The sequence below is a fragment of the Pseudoroseomonas cervicalis ATCC 49957 genome (assembly GCF_000164635.1).
Lineage (GTDB): Bacteria > Pseudomonadota > Alphaproteobacteria > Acetobacterales > Acetobacteraceae > Pseudoroseomonas > Pseudoroseomonas cervicalis.
On the sequence record NZ_GG770857.1, the window covers coordinates 1 to 3,423 of the forward strand.

2 protein-coding genes and 1 pseudogene are annotated in these 3,423 nt (G+C 73.5%); 2 read left to right on the forward strand and 1 reads right to left on the reverse strand.

Going from position 1 to position 3,423, the window contains the following annotated elements; all coding sequences use genetic code 11:
* A pseudogene (locus HMPREF0731_RS25990) lies at positions 1-745 on the forward strand (ComF family protein); the annotation flags it as partial.
* A 42-nt stretch (positions 746-787) separates the two neighbouring features.
* Here HMPREF0731_RS25990 and HMPREF0731_RS19705 read toward each other — a convergent pair.
* Positions 788-1,954, reverse strand: coding sequence for a M20 aminoacylase family protein (locus tag HMPREF0731_RS19705; RefSeq protein ID WP_007005975.1), 1,167 nt, complete (start codon positions 1,952-1,954; stop codon positions 788-790).
* Between the two features lie 300 nt (positions 1,955-2,254).
* On the opposite strand from HMPREF0731_RS19705, the gene HMPREF0731_RS19710 reads away from it, so the two are divergent.
* On the forward strand, positions 2,255-3,423 hold a 1,169-nt coding region (locus HMPREF0731_RS19710; protein WP_007005976.1), incomplete at its 3' end, for a DEAD/DEAH box helicase.

The window sequence follows — 3,423 nt, forward strand, 5'->3', positions numbered from 1 at the left end:
ACACGGCCCCCGGCGCGGCCCGCTGCTCTGCCCGCGCTGCCTGGCCGCGCCGCCGCCCTATGGCCAGGCGCGCGCCGCCTACTGGTATGGGGAGGGGGCGAAGCGCCTGATCCTCGGCCTGAAATACGCCGACCGGACGGAGCTGGCCGGGCCGCTGGCGCGGCAGATGGCGCAGGCCGGCGCGCCGCTGCTGGCGCGGGCCGAGCTGATCCTGCCGGTGCCGCTGCACCGCTGGCGGCTGCTCGGCCGGCGCTACAACCAGGCGGCGCTGCTGGCCGCCGCCGGCGCCTCGCCGGAGCTGGCGCTGCTCGCCGCCTCGCTCACCGGCCCGGCCCAGGTGGCGGCGCGCATCCTGCAATTCAGCATGCCGCCGGCCCTGCACCCGCTCTGGATGGCGCGCTTCGCCTGCCTGATCCAGGCCATCGGCGGCGTGCTGCTGGTGCTGCTGGGGGCGCCCGCCGCCATCGCCTTCGCCCTGCTGCATGGCGGCGGCAACGGGCTGCACACCATCGCCAAGGGCACCCTGCCGCTCGCCGTCTTCGGCCCCGTCGGCTACGGGCAGCGGCAGGGCATCCTGGCGGCGCCAGGGCGGCTGCTGCAGGCGGGCGCGCCGCTCGGCTTCGGGCTGCTCATGGAATACTGGGGGGCGGGGGCGCTGTGGGCGACCAGCGGGCTGTGTCTCGCGGCGCTGCTGTCACTGATGCTGCTGCCCTCCCGGAAAACTTCAGGGGGCGCTGCCCCCTGACCCCCGCCGGGGGGACAGGGTCCCCCCGGACCCCGCCATCCGTCAGGACAGCTCCTGCTCCGCCAGCTGCGCCAGATACGACGCGCCCAGGGGGAGCAAAGCGTCGTTGAATTCATAGTGGGAGTTGTGCGGGGAGATGGCGAAACGCCCCTCCTGCGCCTGGCCGAACAGCACATAGGCGCCGGGGCAGCGCTCCAGCAGGAAAGCGAAATCCTCGCCGGCGGTGATCGGCGGGTCGGTGCGGCGCAGCGCGCCCTCGCCCAGCAGGGCGCCGGCGGCCAGCGCGGCGCGCTCCGCCTCGGCCGGGGTGTTGATGGTGGGCGGATAGGCGCGGCGGTACTCGATCTCCACGCGCGCGCCCATCGCCATGGCGGTGCCCTCGGCGGCGCGGCGGAAGGCGGCCTCCACCTGGTCGCGCACCTCCGGCACCAGCGTCCGCACCGAGCCGCTGAAAGAGACCCGCTCCGGGATGATGATGTCGGAGGTGCCGCCCTGGATGCGCCCCACCGAGATCACCGCCGTCTGCAACGGGTCCACCTGCCGCGCCACCACCTGCTGCAGCGCGCCGATGATGGCGGCGGTGACCGAGATGGTGTCGATGCCCTTGTGCGGCTGCGCCCCGTGCGAGGCGCGGCCCACCACCGTCACCGAGAAATAATCCACCGCCGCCAGCACCGTGCCGGCGCGCACCGCCACCTGGCCGAGCGGCAGGCCCGGCTCGTTGTGCAGCCCATAGACGGCATCGCAGGGGAAGCGCTCGAACAGGCCATCGTCCAGCATGGCCTTGGCGCCGGCCAGCCCTTCCTCGGCCGGCTGGAAGATCAGGTGCACGGTGCCGGAGAAATTGCGCGTCTGCGCCAGGTATTTCGCGGCGCCCAGCAGCATGGTGGTGTGGCCGTCATGGCCGCAGGCATGCATCACCCCCGGCGCGGTGGAGGCATAGGGCAGCCCCGTCTCCTCCTGCATCGGCAGCGCGTCCATGTCGGCGCGGAGCCCGATGGCCCGGTTGCCCGGCCGGCCGCGCAGCACGCCCACCACGCCCGTCCCGCCCAGGCCGCGATGCACCTCGATGCCCCAGCCCTCCAGCAGCGCGGCCACGCGGTCGCTGGTGCGGTGCTCCTCGAAGCCCATCTCGGGATGGGCGTGCAGGTCGTGGCGCCAGGCCGTCATCTCGGGCTGCAGGGCGTCGATCGCGGCGCGCAGGCTCATGCGGCACTCCTCCGGAAGCGAGGGGGCAAGCCTGCGCCGGGCGCAGGTGAGGCACAAGCCTTCGCACTTGCATCATGGCCCGGCCGCGCGCATATGAGCGGCGCCGGCACAAACCGGCGCGCCCTGGTTGCGTGAGCGGCCGCCGCCCCGATGCGGCGCCTTGGCCAGGGCCCCGGGCTTAACGCCCCCGGTTTCGTTATCCTCGGTACGACCCATCCACGCGGGGCGTCCTGACCCGCCAAGTGGCGTGGGGCCAGGGCTGTGCGCCCGGTGCCGCGCCCGCATCCGGATGAGTTCTTGATGACCGACTTCGCTGCCCTCGGCCTGGCCGAGCCCCTGCTCCGCGCTCTGACGCAGGAGGGCTACACCACCCCCACCCCGATCCAGGCCCAGGCGATCCCGCATGTGCTGGCCGGCCGCGACCTGCTGGGCATCGCCCAGACCGGCACCGGCAAGACCGCCGCCTTCGCCCTGCCGGTGCTGCACCATCTGGCCGACCGCAAGGCGCCGGCGCCGCGCGGCGGCTGCCGCGCCCTGATCCTGTCGCCGACGCGCGAGCTGGCCTCGCAGATCCATGACAACATCCGCGCCTATGGGCGTTTCCTCGGCCTGAGCTCGGCCGTCATCTTCGGTGGCGTCGGCGCCCGCCCGCAGGTCGAGGCGCTGCGCCGCGGCGTGGACGTGCTGGTGGCGACCCCGGGCCGCCTGCAGGACCATGTGCAGACCGGCGCCGCCAAGCTGCAGGGCGTCGAGGTGCTGGTGCTGGACGAGGCCGACCAGATGCTCGACCGCGGCTTCTGGCCGGCGGTGAAGCGTCTCTCCTCGGTGATGAGCAAGAACCGCCAGACGCTGTTCTTCTCCGCCACCATGCCGGCCGAGATCGCCAAGATCGCCGCCGAGATGCTGAAGGACCCGGCCAAGGTCTCGGTCACCCCGGTGGCGACCACCGCCGAGCGGATCGAGCAGAAGCTGATCCATATCGATGCCAGCCAGAAGCGCGTGCTGCTGTCCGAGATGCTGCGCCAGCCGGGCATCGGCCGCGCCCTGGTCTTCGCCCGCACCAAGCACGGCGCCGACCGCGTGACCAAGCACCTGAACGCCGACGGCATCGCGGCCCACGCCATCCATGGCGACCGCAGCCAGGGCCAGCGGGAGCGGGCGCTGGCCGAGTTCCGCACCGGCCGCGCGCCGATCCTGGTGGCGACCGACATCGCCAGCCGCGGCATCGACGTCGATGGCGTGACGCATGTCTTCCAGTTCGACCTGCCGGACACGCCGGAGGCCTATGTCCACCGCATCGGCCGCACCGCGCGCGCCGGCGCCTCGGGCGAGGCGATCGCCTTCTGCGCCCCGGACGAGGTGGCGAAGCTGAAGGCGGTGGAGAAGCTGATCGCCATGAAGATCCCGGCCGAGGATCGCCGCAGCGATGCCGGCCGCGCCGAGGCCGCCGCCGCCGCGCCGAAGCCGCA

Excerpts from the sequence above, each read along its gene's own strand:
- HMPREF0731_RS19705 (WP_007005975.1), bottom strand. The coding sequence starts at position 1,954 with ATGAGCCTGCGCGCCGCGATCGACGCCCTGCAGCCCGAGATGACGGCC.